The 15635-nt window shown below is 64.9% G+C and carries 14 protein-coding genes; all 14 read left to right on the forward strand.

Annotated features, from left to right (window positions below; genetic code table 11):
* The first annotated feature begins 89 nt into the window (after positions 1-89).
* Genes mraZ through ftsA form a run of 14 tightly spaced genes read left to right on the forward strand, consistent with a single transcriptional unit; the run spans position 90 to position 15545 of the window.
* Positions 90-533: a division/cell wall cluster transcriptional repressor MraZ gene (gene mraZ, locus CEW83_RS18390; protein ID WP_108950652.1), complete on the forward strand. Its 444-nt coding sequence runs from the start codon at positions 90-92 to the stop codon at positions 531-533.
* Positions 530-1468: a 16S rRNA (cytosine(1402)-N(4))-methyltransferase RsmH gene (gene rsmH, locus CEW83_RS18395; RefSeq protein ID WP_108950653.1), complete on the forward strand. Its 939-nt coding sequence runs from the start codon at positions 530-532 to the stop codon at positions 1466-1468. Before mraZ ends, rsmH begins: the two co-directional genes overlap by 4 nt.
* A complete protein-coding gene (ftsL, locus tag CEW83_RS18400) occupies positions 1465-1728 on the forward strand; it encodes a cell division protein FtsL (RefSeq protein WP_108950654.1) in 264 nt (87 codons plus the stop codon). Before rsmH ends, ftsL begins: the two co-directional genes overlap by 4 nt.
* The gene (locus CEW83_RS18405; RefSeq protein ID WP_108950655.1) at positions 1728-3485 is read left to right on the forward strand and encodes a peptidoglycan D,D-transpeptidase FtsI family protein; all 1758 of its coding nucleotides are present in this window, start codon (positions 1728-1730) and stop codon (positions 3483-3485) included. Before ftsL ends, CEW83_RS18405 begins: the two co-directional genes overlap by 1 nt.
* A 35-nt stretch (positions 3486-3520) precedes the next feature.
* On the forward strand, positions 3521-4981 hold the full coding sequence (locus tag CEW83_RS18410) for a UDP-N-acetylmuramoyl-L-alanyl-D-glutamate--2,6-diaminopimelate ligase (RefSeq protein WP_108951516.1): 1461 nt from the start codon (positions 3521-3523) through the stop codon (positions 4979-4981).
* Positions 4978-6390 (forward strand): UDP-N-acetylmuramoyl-tripeptide--D-alanyl-D-alanine ligase, encoded by a 1413-nt coding sequence (locus CEW83_RS18415; protein WP_108950656.1) that lies wholly within the window; start codon positions 4978-4980, stop codon positions 6388-6390. The genes CEW83_RS18410 and CEW83_RS18415 overlap by 4 nt, the downstream gene beginning before the upstream one ends.
* Position 6391: 1 nt before the next feature.
* On the forward strand, positions 6392-7480 hold the full coding sequence (gene mraY / locus CEW83_RS18420; protein WP_108950657.1) for a phospho-N-acetylmuramoyl-pentapeptide-transferase: 1089 nt from the start codon (positions 6392-6394) through the stop codon (positions 7478-7480).
* A complete protein-coding gene (gene murD / locus CEW83_RS18425) occupies positions 7477-8877 on the forward strand; it encodes a UDP-N-acetylmuramoyl-L-alanine--D-glutamate ligase (protein ID WP_108950658.1) in 1401 nt (466 codons plus the stop codon). The genes mraY and murD overlap by 4 nt, the downstream gene beginning before the upstream one ends.
* Positions 8874-10106 (forward strand): putative lipid II flippase FtsW, encoded by a 1233-nt coding sequence (ftsW, locus tag CEW83_RS18430; RefSeq protein ID WP_108950659.1) that lies wholly within the window; start codon positions 8874-8876, stop codon positions 10104-10106. Before murD ends, ftsW begins: the two co-directional genes overlap by 4 nt.
* Positions 10103-11173 (forward strand): undecaprenyldiphospho-muramoylpentapeptide beta-N-acetylglucosaminyltransferase, encoded by a 1071-nt coding sequence (gene murG, locus CEW83_RS18435; RefSeq protein ID WP_108950660.1) that lies wholly within the window; start codon positions 10103-10105, stop codon positions 11171-11173. Before ftsW ends, murG begins: the two co-directional genes overlap by 4 nt.
* Positions 11170-12570: a UDP-N-acetylmuramate--L-alanine ligase gene (murC, locus tag CEW83_RS18440; RefSeq protein WP_108950661.1), complete on the forward strand. Its 1401-nt coding sequence runs from the start codon at positions 11170-11172 to the stop codon at positions 12568-12570. Before murG ends, murC begins: the two co-directional genes overlap by 4 nt.
* Positions 12567-13481 (forward strand): D-alanine--D-alanine ligase, encoded by a 915-nt coding sequence (locus CEW83_RS18445; RefSeq protein WP_108950662.1) that lies wholly within the window; start codon positions 12567-12569, stop codon positions 13479-13481. The genes murC and CEW83_RS18445 overlap by 4 nt, the downstream gene beginning before the upstream one ends.
* Positions 13474-14319 carry a cell division protein FtsQ/DivIB gene (locus CEW83_RS18450; RefSeq protein WP_420094084.1) on the forward strand — a complete coding sequence of 282 codons (846 nt, stop codon included), beginning with the start codon at positions 13474-13476 and terminating at the stop codon, positions 14317-14319. Before CEW83_RS18445 ends, CEW83_RS18450 begins: the two co-directional genes overlap by 8 nt.
* Positions 14316-15545 carry a cell division protein FtsA gene (gene ftsA, locus CEW83_RS18455; protein ID WP_108950664.1) on the forward strand — a complete coding sequence of 410 codons (1230 nt, stop codon included), beginning with the start codon at positions 14316-14318 and terminating at the stop codon, positions 15543-15545. Before CEW83_RS18450 ends, ftsA begins: the two co-directional genes overlap by 4 nt.
* Positions 15546-15635 lie beyond the last annotated feature (90 nt).

A 15635-nucleotide genomic window follows, 5' to 3' on the forward strand; every position in this document is an offset into this window, starting at 1 on the left:
TTGTGCCTTTACTCTACAGTGGGGATAAGTGGAGAAAAGTGGGGTGGAGTGTCATTTTGATGCTTCGCCCGAACCGTTCAGGGGGCGCGATGTTTCAGGGAGCCGCAGCGCTGAGTCTCGATGCGAAGGGTCGCCTTGCGATTCCCTCGCGGCATCGTGACGCGCTTGCTGTTGAGAATGGGCAGGTGGTCATCACCGCCCATCCTCACGGCTGCCTGATCGTTTACCCGGTTCCTGCGTGGGAGCCGATCCGTGACAAGGTCTTGAGTGCGCCCAGCCTCGACCCGGTCTCGGCCCAGCTGAAGCGACTCCTCGTCGGCTTTGCCCAGGATGAGGCGCTCGACAGCGCCGGGCGCGTGCTGATTGCGCCTTCCCTGCGGCAGTTCGCCCGTCTCGAAAAACAGGTCTGGCTGGTGGGTCAGGGCAGCCACTTCGAACTCTGGTCCGACGCTGGCTGGCAGAAACAGCAGGAAGCCATGATGGCGCTGGCAGGCACCGGGTTGCCGCCTGGCTTTGAGAGTCTGGCGCTATGAGCGAACAAGCGCTGCACATCACCGTTTTGCTCAAGGAGGGCGTCGATGCACTGGCGATCAAGCCTGACGGCATCTACGTGGACTGCACTTTCGGGCGTGGTGGGCACAGTCGCGAGATCCTTGCGCGGCTTGGCCCGGCCGGGCGCCTGATCGCCTTCGATCGTGACCTCGTTGCCATTGCGGCCGGACGGGAGATGAATGACGACCGCCTGACGCTGGTCCATGCCCCGTTCAGCGACCTCGATATCGAGCTCGAGCAGCTCGGCGTGGGGCTGGTGGATGGCGTGCTGATGGATCTCGGGGTGTCGTCTCCACAGCTCGATGACGGCGCACGCGGGATGAGCTTTCGCTTTGATGCGCCGCTCGACATGCGCATGGACACAAGTCGCGGACAGACCGTAGCAGACTGGCTGGCGGATGCTTCCGTCGCCCAAATCACGGAGGTACTCAGAGATTATGGAGAAGAACGGTTTGCTTATGCGATTGCAAAGGCGATTGCAGCTGCTCGGGCAGGGGGGGCTGTCGAAACCACTGGACAACTTGCCGCGATCGTGGAAAAAACGGTCCGCACGCGCGAGCCGGGGAAGCACCCAGCGACGCGCAGTTTCCAGGCTCTACGGATTTTCATCAATCAGGAGCTTGAGGAGCTGACGCAGGTGCTGCCCGCCTGTGTTCGTCGTCTGCGCACTGGCGGCCGGCTGGCCGTGATCAGTTTTCATTCTCTCGAGGACCGCATCGTCAAGCGCTTCATGCGTGACGGCTCGCGTCCGCCCCAGTTGCCGTCGCGCCTGCCGGTGCGTGCAGCCGACATGCCAAAGCCGCCGCTGGTGCTGGTCGGCAAGGCGGTGCATCCGGGGGATGCAGAGGTTGCACTCAACCCGCGCTCCCGCAGTGCGGTGATGCGCGTGGCCGAACGCACGGAGGCAGCAGCATGATCCGCCTCGATGCACTCCTCGTCGCGCTCGTGGTGGCCAGTGCGCTCGGCGTCGTTGCCGCACAGCACCAGGCCAGAAAACTGTTCTCCGCGCTTGAGCGCGAGCAGACGCGCGCGCACGGACTCGAGGTCGAGTGGGGGCAGCTGCAGCTCGAGCAAAGCACCTGGGCGGCGCATGGGCGTGTCGAGAAGCTCGCCCGTGAGCGCCTTGGTCTGCGGCCGCCCGTACAGGGTCAGGTCGTCGTGCTGGAGGCGCAATGATGCAGAAGCAGCGCACTGTGACCTTCAATCACAATCCCTTGCTCAAGCGCGAGCTGCCCGTGTGGCGCTCGCGTTTTGTGCTGATGGTGCTGCTCGGCTCCATGCTGGTGCTGATCGGGCGGGCGCTGTTCCTGCAAGGCATCAACAACGAGTTTCTCCAGGCCAAGGGCGAGATGCGCTACGCCCGTGTGCTTGAGGTGCCCGCAACCCGGGGGCGGATCACCGATCGCAATGGCGACATGTTCGCCGTGAGCACGCCGGTGCGTTCCGTGTGGGCAATTCCATCCGACGTCAGTCTTGAGCCAGGCGAGGCACGGCAGCTGGCAAAGCTGCTTGAGATGGATGTGCCCGAACTCAATGCCAAGCTGGCGTCGGGTCGTGACTTCGCCTACCTCAAGCGTCAGCTCTCACCCGATGTGGCCGAGCGTATCGCCGAGCTCAAGCTCCCGGGCATCCATCAGCAGCGTGAATATCGCCGTTTCTACCCGGGTGGCGAGGTGACCGCCCACATGCTGGGTTTCACCAGCGTCGAAGACCGTGGCCAGGAAGGCATCGAGCTCGCGTACGAGGCTCAGCTTGCCGGTCAGCCCGGTTCGCGGCGGGTGATCAAGGATCGTCGCGGGCAGGTCGTCGAGGACGTCGAGTCCATCCGGCCGCCGCGAGATGGCGAGGACGTCGTGCTCGCGATGGACGGCAAGATCCAGTATCTCGCCTACTCGGCCTTGCGCGAAGCCATGCAGAAATTCCGCGCCAAGGCGGGCGCCGTCGTCGTCGTGGATGTGCAGACCGGCGAAGTGCTGGCGCTGGCCAACGCCCCCACCTTCAATCCGAACAATCGCGCCAACCTGACCGGGGCCCAGTTGCGGAACCGGGCGTTCACCGACACCTTCGAGCCGGGTTCGGTCATGAAGCCCTTCGTCGCCGCGCTTGCGCTCGAGAGTGGCAAGTTCAAGGCCGCGACCAAGATCGATACCAGTCCGGGCCGCATGACGATCGGCACTGCAACGATCGGCGACGCGCATCCTCATGGCGTCCTGACGGTTGCCGAGGTCATCCAGAAGTCGTCCAACGTCGGCACCGTCAAGATGGCGCTGCAGTTCAGCCCGGATGAGATGTGGCGCCTGCTGGACGGGCTTGGCTTCGGCTCGCAGCTCAGCCTCGGATTTCCGGGTGAAGCGGCGGGCCGCCTGCGCCCGGCCAAGTCATGGCGTCCGATCGAGCAGGCCACGATGTCCTATGGACACGGGATTTCGGTCAGTCTGATTCAGGTCGCGCACGCATATCTCGCTTTCGCGCGAGATGGCGATCTGCTGCCGCTGTCGCTGACCCGGGTCGACACGGCAAAAGCGGCCCCGAAGCGTGTTTTCTCGCCGCAGGTGGCAAGAGAGGTCCGGGCCATGCTTGAGCTGGCTGCCGGGCCCGGTGGGACGGCGCCCCAGGCCCAGGTGCCTGGCTATCGCGTTGCCGGCAAGACCGGCACCGCATACAAGCTTGAGGGTGGACAGTACGTCAAGAAGTACATCTCCTCGTTTGTCGGTCTTGCACCGGTTTCCCGTCCGCGGCTGGTCGTCGCGGTGATGATCGATGAGCCAACCGGCGCGCATTACGGTGGTGCAGTTGCTGCCCCCGTCTTTGCCCGTATCGTCGAAGGCTCCCTGCGCGCACTGGGTGTGGCGCCCGATGCGCCCATCACGCCACTGCAACTTGCCCGCAAGCAAGGTGCAGAAGCCCCGACCACCGTGCGGGAGAGCATGTGAGCGAGCAGGCCCAGGCGATCCTCGAACAGCTGCGCATGCAGGGCGTCACGCCCGCGGGCATCACCGCCGATTCGCGCCGCGTTGGCGCGGGCGACGTCTTTGCGGCGTGGCCGGGCTACGCGACCGACGGCCGTCGCTTCATCGACTCCGCCGTCGCCGCGGGTGCTGCTGCTGTGCTTTACGAAGGCAGTGACGGCTTTCAGTGCGCCACGGGTGCCCGCCCGCTCATCGCGGTCAATGGCCTGCGCGAACTGGCCGGACATCTGGCGCACGAAATCTACGAGCGTCCCTCGGAGAAACTCTGGCTCGCCGGCGTGACGGGCACCAATGGCAAGACCACGGTCAGCCAGTGGCTGGCGCGGGCGCTGGATGAACTCGGTTGCCGCTGCGGCATCGTCGGCACGCTGGGCTGCGGCTTTGTCGACCAGCTGTCGGCAAGTGCCAATACCACCCCGGACGCGCTCGATCTGCATCGTCTGCTGGCCGGCTTTGTGGCGGGCGGTGCGGGTGCGGCCGCGATGGAAGTGTCCTCGATCGGGCTCGACCAGGGGCGGGTGAATGGTGCCCGCTTCGACGTGGCAATCTTCACCAACCTGTCGCGGGACCATCTCGACTATCACCGCACGATGGATGCCTATGCGGCCGCCAAGGCCCGCATGTTCGATCTGCCGGGTGTTGGCGAAGTGGTGATCAACCTCGACGATGCCTTCGGCCTGATGCAGGCGCGCCGTCTGCTTGCCGAGGGGCGGCGCGTGCTGGGCTACACCCGCATCGCCTCGAATGCAGACGCGGTACCGGGCGCTCGCGTGCTGATCGGCGACCGCCTTGAAGCCACTGTTTCCGGCCTGCGTTTCACCGTGCTCTGGGAGGGCCGCAAGTTTGATCTCCAGGTGCGCATGGTGGCCCCCTTCAACGTGTCCAACCTGCTTGCCGTCATCGGCGCCCTGATTGCCCGTGGCGTAGCACTGGATGAAGCACTGCACGTGGCGGCCAGGCTGACGCCGCCCGAAGGCCGCATGCAACTCGTCGGTGGCGTGGGAGAGCCCTTGATCGTGATTGACTATGCGCACTCTCCGGATGCGCTGGCAAAAGTGCTCGAGGCCTTGCGCGGTACGGTGCGTACCCGCAGCGGACGGCTGATCTGCGTGTTTGGCTGTGGCGGTGACCGAGACCCCGGCAAGCGGCCGATGATGGGAGAGGTGGTGCGCGAACTTGCCGACCGTGTCGTGGTAACGAGTGACAACCCGCGCAGCGAAGATCCGCAGCAGATCATCGACGCAATCATGGAGGGCGCAGGTCCCGGTGCGGAGAGCATCGTTGACCGCGCGCTGGCGATCCGGACGGCGGTTGCGGAGGCCGGCGCTGACGATGTGATCCTTCTTGCTGGAAAGGGGCATGAGCCCTATCAGGAAGTCCACGGCACGCGCCTGCCCTTCCTTGATCTTGAACATGCCCGTGCGGCCTTGCGCGAATGGAACGGGGGGAGCAACACATGATGACGCTGCTGGACGCGGTGCGCGCCCTTGCCACCCGGGATGCCCGGGTCATCGGTGTCGCGCGCTTCGAGTCGGTTGGAACGGATACCCGTAATCTGCAGGCCGGGCAGCTCTTCGTTGCCCTGCGCGGCGACCGCTTCGACGGGCACGATTTCATCGATGTCGCCGCTGCCGCCGGGGCCGCCGCCGCACTGGTGGATTCGCGCTGGGCGGAAATGCACCCGGGCGCGCCCTTGCCACTGGTGATCGTGGACGACACCCGGCTGGCACTCGGCACGCTTGCAGCCGCCTGGCGTGCCGGTTTCGACCTGCCTCTGATCGGCGTGACCGGCAGCAATGGCAAGACCACGGTAAAGGAAATGTGCGCAGCCATCATGCGGGCGGACGCAGCCCTGAACGGCGCGGGTGGCGATGCCGTGCTGGCGACGCGGGGCAACCTGAACAACGACATCGGCCTGCCGCTGACCCTGCTTGAGCTGCGTGACCACCATCGTGCGGCCGTGATCGAGATGGGGATGAACCGTCCGGGCGAGATTGCCTACCTGACCGGCCTCGCCCGTCCGACCGTGGCCGTGGTGAACAACGCACAGCGGGCACACCTGCAGGGCATGGGCTCGCTGACCGAAGTGGCGCGCGAGAAAGGCAGCATCTACCAGGGCCTCAGATCCGATGGCGTGGCGATCATCAACGCCGACGATGCGCACGCGGACTACTGGCGGGAGATCAACGCCGGTCACAGGATTGTGACATTCGGTATCGACGAGGCAGCGGACGTGCGCGGCCGGTGTACCCTCCACGGCCTCGGATCGCAGCTCGAACTCGACACTCAGCAGGGGCGGGTCGGGATCGTGCTGCAGGTGCCGGGTCTTCACAACGCACGCAATGCCGTTGCGGCGGCGGCAGCCTGCCTCGCAGCCGGCGCCGCACTGGAGGCGGTGGTCGAAGGGCTGGCCGATTTCGTTGGGACCAAGGGACGTCTGCAGCGTCGCTCCGGGCCGCACGGTTCGGTCATTCTGGATGACAGCTATAACGCCAACCCCGATTCCGTGCGCGCAGGGATCGACGTTCTGGCGCTGACGCCCGGGCATACGTTTCTGGTGCTGGGCGACATGGGCGAGATCGGCGAGACCAGCGCTCAGGTGCATGACGAAATCGGTGGCTATGCCAAGAGCAAGGGTGTCGACGGGCTCTACGCACTGGGTGATGTGAGCGCGGTGGCCGCGCGCAACTTCGGCGAAGGTGGTGCCCATTTCGGCAGCGTCGAGGCCCTGGTCGAAGCGCTTGCCGGGCAACTCGATGCCGATTCGGTGGTGCTGGTGAAGGGCTCGCGCTTCATGCGCATGGAACGTGTGGCGGATGCGCTCGCTGCACTGCACAATACCGCCCCTCGTACGGAAACAGGTTCCTAATATGCTGCACGAACTCGCGCTCTGGCTCAGTCAGGATATCCGCGGCTTCAATGTCTTCGGCTACATCACGTTGCGCACCGTGCTGGCCGCGCTGACTGCGCTCGCGCTTTCCCTGATGGCAGGGCCGGGCGTGATCCGCTGGCTGGCCGCGAAGAAGATCGGTCAGGCGGTGCGCGACGATGGTCCGAAGTCACACCTGACCAAGACCGGTACGCCGACAATGGGCGGCGCCCTCATCCTGCTGTCGATTGCGGTCACCGTCTTCCTGTGGGGCGATCTCAGCAATGGCTATATCTGGGTGACGCTGTTCGTGACGCTCGGCTTCGGTGCCGTGGGCTGGGTGGATGACTGGCGCAAGGTGGTGCACCGTGACCCCAAGGGGCTGGCCAGCCGCTGGAAGTATCTGTGGACCTCGCTGATTGCGCTGGCTGCGGCGATCTTCCTGGGTGTGACCGCGAGCACGCCAGCTGAAACCGAACTGATCGTGCCCTTCTTCAAGGCCGTGACATATCCGCTGGGCGTCTTCGGCTTCATCGCGCTGACCTATTTCGTCATCAACGGCACCAGCCACGCGGTCAACCTGACTGACGGTCTCGACGGCCTCGCAATCATGCCAACGGTGATGGTGGCCGGCGCACTCGCGATCTTTGCCTATGTTGCCGGGCATGTCGGCTTCTCGAAGTATCTCGGCGTGCCCTATGTCGCCGGTGCAGGCGAGCTCGCGGTGTTCTGCGGCGCGATCTGCGGTGCCGGGCTCGGCTTCCTGTGGTTCAACGCCTATCCGGCCGAAGTGTTCATGGGCGACGTCGGTGCGCTGGCGCTGGGCGCGGCGCTCGGGACCATCGCCGTCATCGTGCGTCAGGAAATCGTGCTCTTCATCATGGGCGGACTGTTCGTTGCTGAAACCCTGTCGGTGATGGTGCAGGTGCTGTACTTCAAGATCAGCGGTGGCAAGCGGATCTTCCGCATGGCGCCGCTGCATCACCACTACGAGCTGGGTGGATGGAAGGAAACGCAGGTGGTGGTCCGCTTCTGGATCATCACCATCATGCTGGTGCTGTTTGGTTTGTCGACGCTGAAACTGAGATGAGCACGTTCGCAGCTAAACACGTTCTGGTACTCGGGCTGGGTGAATCCGGTCTCGCGATGGCACGCTGGTGCGGGCGCCAGGGCGCACGGCTGCGCGTGGCCGACAGTCGCGAGCGGCCGCCCGGTCTCGATACCCTGCAGCAGGACGTGCCGCTGGCCGAGATCATCACGGGTGCTTTCGGAAATGAAGTGCTCGAAGGTGTCGATCTGCTTGCGGTCAGTCCCGGCCTTGACCCCCGCACGGGCGTGATTGCCGAAGCTACGCGCCGGGGCCTGCCGGTCACCGGCGAGATGAGCCTGCTCGCTGCGGCATTGCGCGACCTCGGTGTGAGGGACGAGACCCGCGTCATCGCCATCACCGGGACCAACGGCAAGACCACCACGACCGCGCTGACCGCGGCACTGGCCGCAGCGTCGGGCATGGATGCCGTCGCGGCGGGCAATATCAGTCCGGCCGCCCTCGACGTGCTCATGGACCGCCTCGACCGCGGCGAAGATCTGCCCGCGTGCTGGGTGCTCGAACTGTCGAGCTTCCAGATCGAAACCATGGAAGGGCTCGATCCGGATGCAGCGACCGTGCTCAACGTGACCGACGACCACCTCGACCGCTACGCCGATCTCGAAGCCTACGCTGCGACCAAGGCGAAGATCTTCGAGGGCAAGGGTGCGCAGGTGCTTAACCGGGACGACGAACGCGTGCTGGCTATGGCGCGCCCGGGGCGGAGAGTGCTCGGCTTTTCAACGTCGGCGCCGCAGTGTGCCGACGATTACGGCCTGATCAGTCAGGCCGGTGAAGACTGGCTTGAGCGTGGTGACGAGCGGCTTATTCCGCTGGCCGCGTTGCCGATCGCCGGACGCCACAATGCGGCCAATGCGATGGCAGCCCTGGCCTTGTGCGAAGCCGGTCTTGGTCTGGACCCGCAGGCCCTGCTGCCAGCGCTGCGCGCCTTCCGCGGTCTCCCTCACAGGGTTGAACTGGTCGCCGAACGTGACGACGGCGTGCGCTTCTACGACGATTCCAAGGGCACGAACGTCGGTGCCACGGTTGCAGCGCTGGACGGTCTTGCCGGCACGGTCGTGCTGATCGCCGGCGGTGATGGCAAGGGGCAGGACTTCTCGCCGCTTGCAGAGCCGTTCTCGCGTCATGTTCGTGCTGCCGTGCTCATTGGACGTGATGCAGCACGGATCGAGGCGGGTGTCGCGGGATGCGGCGTCCCGCTCGAGCATGCCGACAGACTCGATGCGGCTGTTGAGCGTGCTGCGCAGCTGGCCCAACCAGGCGATGTGGTGCTGCTCTCACCGGCCTGCTCCAGCCTCGACATGTTCCGCAACTATGCGCATCGTGCCGACGTCTTTGTCGCGGCCGTGCGCAGGCTGCCGGGGGTCAGCGCCCGATGAAGATTTCAGCCGCGCTCGCCGGAATGTTTGCCTCCCGTACGCCGCGCACCAGCAGCGCCGGGGCACGCACGGTCGCGCGCATGATGCGGCCGTCGGCACCGGCTCGTGAGCTCGATCTGCTGCTGATCTGGTCCGCAGTCGGCCTGCTGCTGCTTGGCCTGGTGATGGTGTATTCAGCCTCGATCGCGATTGCCGAGGGCAGCCGCTTTACCGGCAACCAGTCGCATTACTTCCTGATGCGCCATGCGGTCTTTCTTGCGGTCGGCATCGGTGTCGGGCTGGTGGCGTTCCAGCTGCCGATGACACAGTGGCAGCGGCTCGCGCCCGCCCTGTTCGTGGGCGGCGTGGTGCTGCTGATCGTGGTGCTGATTCCGGGTGTCGGGCGCGAGGTCAATGGCGCTCAGCGCTGGCTGTCGCTTGGTCCGGTCAACCTGCAGCCCTCGGAGCTGATGAAGGTGTTTGCCGCGATCTATGCGGCGGACTACACGGTGCGCAAGCTCGACGCCATGGGCAGCTTCAAGCGCGGCTTCCTGCCGATGATGATGGTCATCCTTTTCGTCGGTTTCCTGCTGCTGCGCGAGCCCGACTTCGGCGCCTTCGTGGTGATCACCGCGATTGCGTTCGGTGTGCTCTTCCTCGGCGGCGTGAATATCCGCGTGTTTGCGCTGCTCGGCGTCGTGGCGCTGATCGGTTTCGTGATTCTGATCTGGACCTCACCCTATCGGCGCGAGCGCATTTTCGGTTTCATGGACCCGTGGCAGGACGCATTCGGCAAGGGCTATCAGCTGTCGCATGCGCTGATCGCCTTCGGTCGCGGCGAATGGTTCGGCGTCGGCCTCGGTGCGAGCGTCGAGAAGCTCTTCTACCTGCCCGAAGCGCATACCGACTTCCTGCTCTCGGTGATTGCCGAAGAGCTCGGATTTGTCGGCGTGGTCGTGGTCGTCGGCATGTTCGCGATCCTGATTCAGCGCGCCTTCGTCATTGGTCGTGAGGCAATCAAGCTCGAGCGCTATTTCTCCGGCCTGGTGGCGCAGGGCATCGGTCTGTGGATGGGCGTCCAGTCCTTCATCAACATGGGTGTGAACACCGGCCTGCTGCCGACAAAGGGGCTGACCCTGCCGCTGATGAGCTTCGGTGGCTCCGGCATCGTGGCCAACTGCCTGGCGCTCGCCATTCTGCTGCGGATCGACTGGGAAGTCAGGCAAATGAAACGGGGAGGCGGGTCATGAAAACCCTGTTGATGATGGCTGGCGGCACAGGCGGCCATATCTTCCCCGGTGTGGCGGTCGCCGAGGCGCTCAAGGCGAAGGGCTGGCACATCGTATGGATGGGCAATCCTGATGGCATGGAGGCGCGCATCGTGCCGACCTACGGCTACGACACCGCGTGGGTCCGCTTCGGTGCGCTGCGTGGCAAGGGGCTGATGCGCAAGCTGATGCTTCCGCTCAATCTGCTGTCGGGATTCTGGCAGGCGCTGCGCGAACTGCGCCGTGTCCGGCCGGACGTCGTGATCGGCATGGGCGGCTACATCACGTTCCCGGGCGGCATGATGGCGGTGCTTCTTGGGAGGCCGCTGGTGCTGCACGAACAGAACTCGGTGGCGGGTCTTGCCAACCGGGTGCTGGCAATGGTCGCGGACAAGGTGCTGTCCGGCTTTCCGCATGCCTTAAGGAAGGCAGGCTGGGTCGGCAATCCCGTGCGTACGGAGATCAGCGCGGTTGCGCCACCTGCCGAGCGATTCGCCGGACGGGAAGGCCCGCTGCGTCTGCTGGTGGTCGGTGGCAGCCTCGGCGCTGCGGTGCTCAATGAGACGCTGCCGCAGGCCCTGGCCCGGATTCCCGCCGCAGTCCGTCCCACCGTGGTGCACCAGGCGGGCGAGAAGCAGATCGAGGCCTTGCGTGCCGCCTATGCGGGCGCAGGTGTCGAAGGTGATCTGCGTCCCTTCATTCAGGACATGGCCGGGGAATATGCGGCCGCGGACCTGGTCATCTCGCGCTCGGGGGCGCTTACCGTGGCCGAACTTGCTGCGGTCGGGGCGGCGAGCCTGCTTGTGCCCTTTCCGCACGCGGTCGATGACCACCAGACCGGCAACGCTGGATTCCTCGCCGAAAACGGTGCGGCCTACCTGCTGCCGCAAACAGAACTCAACGCCGAACGACTGGCCGGCATTCTCGTCAGTCTCGATCGAACGCGCCTGTTGCAGATGGCGGAACATGCCCGGGCGCTGGCCAAGCCGCGCGCCACCGAGGCAGTCATCCGTATCTGCGAGGAACTGGCAGGCGGGGAAGAAAAATGAAGCACAAGGTAAAGAACATTCATTTCGTCGGCATTGGCGGCTCGGGCATGAGCGGCATTGCTGAAGTGCTGGTTAACCTCGGGTTCCGGGTCAGCGGCTCGGATCTGAGCGAAAGCGCAGCGACGCGCCGGCTGAAGGCCGCAGGTGCGCGCGTGGTGCTCGGTCACGACGCGGCCAACGTCGAGGCGGCTGACGCCGTGGTCGTATCCACTGCAGTCAAGAACGACAACCCCGAGGTGATCGCTGCGCGTGCGCGTCACATTCCGGTCGTGCCGCGTGCCCAGATGCTGGCAGAGCTGATGCGGCTCAAGAGCGGCATCGCCATTGCCGGCACCCATGGCAAGACCACGACGACGTCGCTGGTCGCCAGCATTCTTGCCGAAGGCGGGATGGATCCGACCTTTGTCATCGGCGGCCGCCTCAATGCGGCAGGCGCCAATGCACGACTGGGCAAGGGCGACTTTCTGGTGGCCGAGGCCGACGAGTCGGACGCGTCCTTCCTGATGCTGAGCCCGGTGATCTCGGTGGTGACCAACATCGATGCGGATCACATGGATACCTATGGCCACGACTTCGCCCGCCTGAAGCAGGCCTTCGTGGATTTCCTCCAGCGCCTGCCCTTCTACGGTGTGGCCGTGCTGTGCGAGGACGATCCGCACGTGCGCTCGATCATGCCCCTGGTGTCGAAGCAGGTGGTGCGCTACGGGCTGTCGGAGACGGCCAACATCCGTGCCGAGAACATCCGCGCGGAGAACGGGCGGATGAAGTTTGACGCGGTCCGCGTCAATGGCACGACTTCGCGCCTGCCGATCGAACTCAACCTGCCGGGTTTGCACAACGTGCTCAACGCGCTTGCCGCGATTGCGGTCGCAACCGAAGTGCAGGTGCCGGACGCAGCCATCATCAAGGCGCTTTCGGAGTTCCGCGGCGTTGGCCGCCGCTTCCAGCGCTATGGCGAAATCGCACTCGCAAACGGCGGCAGCTTCACCCTGATCGATGACTACGGCCACCATCCGGTCGAGATGGCTGCAACCATTGCAGCCGCGCGCGGCGCCTTCCCCGACCGTCGCCTGGTGCTGGCCTTCCAGCCGCACCGCTTTACCCGCACCCGCGACTGCTTCGAGGATTTCGTCAAGGTGCTGTCGACGGTCGATGCGCTCCTGCTGAGCGAAGTCTATGCCGCCGGCGAAGCGCCGGTCGTGGCGGCCGACGGGCGCAGTCTGGCCCGCGCCCTGCGTGTGGCCGGAAAAGTGGAGCCGGTGTTCATCGAGGATGTCGCCGACATGCCGCAGGCCATGCTCGACCTCGCCCAGGACGGCGATGTGGTCATCACCATGGGTGCCGGCAGCATCGGCGCCGTACCCGGCAAGCTCTGCAACAGCGAGGATCAGTCGTGAAGGCGCGCTTCGGAAAGGTCGCAGTGCTGTTCGGCGGCTCGTCCGCCGAGCGTGAGGTATCGCTGATGTCCGGCGCAGCCGTGCTCGCAGCACTGCAGCACGCCGGGGTCGATGCGCACGCTTTCGATCCGGCCGAGCGCGATCTGCACATCCTCAAGGAAGAAGGCTTCGACCGTGTGTTCATCGCCCTGCATGGACGCGGTGGCGAAGACGGCACGGTGCAGGGCGCGCTCGAACTCATGGGTATCCCCTATACCGGCAGCGGCGTCATGGCTTCCGCGATCTCGATGGACAAGTGGCGGACCAAGATGGTGTGGCTGGCGGCCGGTCTGCCCACGCCGCGTTACGCCATTCTTGACGCCGATACCGACTGGGCCGCGGTGGTCGCAGACCTCGGGCTGCCGATTTTCGTCAAGCCCGCGCACGAAGGCTCGAGCATGGGCGCCACCAAGGTGGTCGAGGCCGCTCAGCTCAGGGCCGCATGGGAGCTGGCCGCACGCTACGACAGCCTGGTGATCGCAGAGGAGTTCGTGTCCGGTCAGGAGCTCACCGCTCCCTTCCTCGAGGATCGCGTTCTGCCGCTGGTGCGCATCGTCGCGCCCGATGGCAATTACGACTACCAGAACAAGTACTTTACCGACGTCACCCGCTACGACTGTCCCTGCGGCCTGCCCGAAGCCGAGGAGCAGGCGCTGCAGGCGCTGGTGATGAAGAGCGCACGTGTGCTCGGATGCCGTGGCTGGGGCCGCGCAGACCTGATCCTGACCGAAGACGGCAAGCCCTACCTGCTGGAAATGAATACCTCGCCCGGCATGACCGGGCATTCGCTGGTGCCGATGTCGGCCAGTGTTGCGGGCCTCTCCTTCGAGGCCCTCTGTCTTGAACTGCTCAAGGGAGCCCGCCTTGGCTGAAGCGCGCATGCGATCCGCTGCAGCACCTGCCCGCAAGGCCGGGCAGCGGACGAACGCGCGCGACGACCGTGGGCTGTGGAATCGTCCGGCATTGCTCGATCTGTTCTCCGACGTGTTGATGCTGTTCGCAGCCATCGGTCTGGGCTGGGCGCTGGTGACATGGTTTCTGTCGCGGCCGCTGTTTCCGCTGCGCGAGCTGGTGGTATTGACCCCGCCGGGACAGGTGACCGAGGCGCAGCTGCAATACGTGGCACGCACGGCGATCCGCGGCAATTTCTTCACCATTGAGCTTGATTCGGTGCGCTCGGCGTTCGAGAAGCTGCCCTGGGTGCGGCGTGCCGAGGTGCGCAGGCGCTGGCCAGACGGCATCGAACTGCGCCTTGAGGAACACCAGGCGGTTGCGTACTGGACGGCGACCGAGAGCGGCGACACGCGTCTGGTCAACCGTCAGGGCGAGGTGTTTACCGCATCGAGCGATGCCCGCATGCCTGCGTTCTCCGGCCCGCAAGGTTCGGCAGCGACGCTGCTGGCGCGCTACGAGACCTACTCCGGAATGCTGAAGCCGATGGGCGCGTCGCTGATGGGCTTGATGTTGTCGGCGCGCGAGGCCTGGCAGCTCAAACTTGATAACGGCGTGCTCATCGTGCTCGGGCGCGAGCAGGAGCGTGTCCCCCTCGAGGCCAGGTTGAAGCGCTTCGTCGCCGCCTGGCCCGAAGTTCGGGACTCCATCGGATTACAGGTCGCCGTGGCGGATCTCCGCTACCCGGGCGGTTTTGCATTGACTCCCATTGATGCCGTGCCGGTCGGCCGGAACCAGGCAACGAAAGGCAAGAAATGAGCAAGGATTTCAAAGAACTGATCGTCGGTCTCGATATCGGCACGTCCAAGATCACCTGCATGGTGGCCGAGGTGCGCCCTGACGGACGACTCAATGTCGTCGGCCTCGGCACGCAGCCGACCAACGGCCTCAAGCGTGGTGTGGTGGTCAATATCGAAGCCACGGTCGATGCGATTTCCCGGGTGATCCAGGAAGTCGAACTGATGGCCGAGTGCAAGATCCATGATCTCTACACCGGCATTGCCGGCAGCCACATCAAGAGCTTCAACTCCAACGGCATGGTGGCGATCAAGGACAAGGAAGTCACGCCGATGGATGTGGAGCGGGTGATCGAGGTCGCGCGTGCGATGCCGATTCCGGCCGAACAGCAGATCCTGCACATCCTCACCCAGGAATTCATCATCGATGGCCAGGGAGGTGTGCGCGAACCGATCGGCATGAGCGGCGTCAAGCTGGAGGTCAAGGTGCACATCGTCACTGGCGCCGTGTCGGCCGCTCAGAACGTGGTCAAGTGCGTGCGTCGCTGCGGGCTCGAGGTCATGGACCTGATCCTGCAGCCGCTGGCGTCGAGCTACGCCGTGCTGACCGAGGACGAGAAGGAACTCGGCGTGTGCATGGTCGATATCGGCGGCGGCACGACCGACATCGCAGTGTTCACCCAGGGTGCCATTCGCCACACGGCGGTGATTCCGGTTGCAGGCGACCAGATCACCAACGACATCGCAATGGCGCTGCGTACGCCGACCTCGGAGGCCGAGGAGATCAAGATCCGCCACGGGGTGGCGATGCACACCCTCGCCGATCCCGAGGAAATGATCGAGGTGCCCGGTGTGGGCGATCGTCCGCCGCGCCCGCTGTCGCGTCAGCGTCTGGCAGATGTGATCGAGCCGCGGGTGTCCGAACTCTTCGAGCTTGTGCAGGCGGAGCTGCGTCGCAGCGGTTACGAAGAGTTGTTGTCGTCGGGCATCGTGCTCACCGGTGGTTCGGCGGTCATGGAAGGCATGGTCGAACTGGGCGAGGACGTGTTCCACATGCCGGTCAGGGTCGGTGCACCGCAGTACGACGGCGGCCTGGCCGACGTGGTGTGTCAGCCGCGCTATGCGGCCGCGATGGGGCTGGTGATCGAAGGCGCAGCGCAGCGCAGGAGAGGCTTGCAGGCGCGCGATACGCGCGGCGTGAAACAGTTTTTCGGACGCATGAAGTCATGGTTCGAGCGAAATTTCTGACCGACTGCAGGTGCAGTCAGTCATTTTGAATGAGTGTCTGTTTTGACACCTAGATTTAGTATTACACTTTACAGTTAATACTAGATGCGG

The organism is Parazoarcus communis (assembly GCF_003111645.1).
Lineage (GTDB): Bacteria > Pseudomonadota > Gammaproteobacteria > Burkholderiales > Rhodocyclaceae > Parazoarcus > Parazoarcus communis_A.

What these genes read in the sequence shown, in the direction of transcription:
- mraZ (WP_108950652.1), top strand. Translation starts at nt 90, where the DNA reads ATGTTTCAGGGAGCCGCAGCGCTGAGTCTCGATGCGAAGGGTCGCCTT.
- rsmH (WP_108950653.1), top strand. Translation starts at nt 530, where the DNA reads ATGAGCGAACAAGCGCTGCACATCACCGTTTTGCTCAAGGAGGGCGTC.
- ftsL (WP_108950654.1), top strand. Translation starts at nt 1,465, where the DNA reads ATGATCCGCCTCGATGCACTCCTCGTCGCGCTCGTGGTGGCCAGTGCG.
- CEW83_RS18405 (WP_108950655.1), top strand. Translation starts at nt 1,728, where the DNA reads ATGCAGAAGCAGCGCACTGTGACCTTCAATCACAATCCCTTGCTCAAG.
- CEW83_RS18410 (WP_108951516.1), top strand. Translation starts at nt 3,521, where the DNA reads ATGCAGGGCGTCACGCCCGCGGGCATCACCGCCGATTCGCGCCGCGTT.
- CEW83_RS18415 (WP_108950656.1), top strand. Translation starts at nt 4,978, where the DNA reads ATGATGACGCTGCTGGACGCGGTGCGCGCCCTTGCCACCCGGGATGCC.
- mraY (WP_108950657.1), top strand. Translation starts at nt 6,392, where the DNA reads ATGCTGCACGAACTCGCGCTCTGGCTCAGTCAGGATATCCGCGGCTTC.
- murD (WP_108950658.1), top strand. Translation starts at nt 7,477, where the DNA reads ATGAGCACGTTCGCAGCTAAACACGTTCTGGTACTCGGGCTGGGTGAA.
- ftsW (WP_108950659.1), top strand. Translation starts at nt 8,874, where the DNA reads ATGAAGATTTCAGCCGCGCTCGCCGGAATGTTTGCCTCCCGTACGCCG.
- murG (WP_108950660.1), top strand. Translation starts at nt 10,103, where the DNA reads ATGAAAACCCTGTTGATGATGGCTGGCGGCACAGGCGGCCATATCTTC.
- murC (WP_108950661.1), top strand. Translation starts at nt 11,170, where the DNA reads ATGAAGCACAAGGTAAAGAACATTCATTTCGTCGGCATTGGCGGCTCG.
- ftsA (WP_108950664.1), top strand. Translation starts at nt 14,316, where the DNA reads ATGAGCAAGGATTTCAAAGAACTGATCGTCGGTCTCGATATCGGCACG.